Genomic DNA, 296 nt, shown 5'->3' with positions numbered 1-296 from the left:
TGGATACTGAATAATTCTGCAATAACTAATTTAATAGTTGATAGATCATATTTGTTGTATAATAAGTGCATGCGATATGACGTTAATTCGTCGTTTCCCATGCATTTTTTAGAAAACGAGGGTGCCAAAAATGGTTTATCGGATTAAAGCAGTTCAACTTTCAATTGATTCTTTTGGACAAGAGCTAGGGGTTGCTTTGAGTCCCAAAAATAAGTGGGTTCAGTTGGCCAATCAGCTACCCTGGCCAAAGTTGGAAGCTGTTTATACTACCGTTTTTCCGTCAAAAGTCGGTCGAG

The 296-nt window shown here is 37.8% G+C and carries 1 pseudogene; it reads left to right on the top strand.

Annotated features, from left to right (window positions below):
• Window positions 1-130 precede the first annotated feature (130 nt).
• Window positions 131-296 (top strand): annotated as a pseudogene (locus tag ON15_RS11665) (IS5/IS1182 family transposase); the annotation flags it as partial.

The organism is Liquorilactobacillus vini DSM 20605, from assembly GCF_000255495.1.
GTDB classification, from domain to species: Bacteria; Bacillota; Bacilli; order Lactobacillales; family Lactobacillaceae; genus Liquorilactobacillus; species Liquorilactobacillus vini.
Note: the sequence above shows the minus strand (reverse complement) of the source record. Positions and strands in the feature narration are given on the sequence as shown.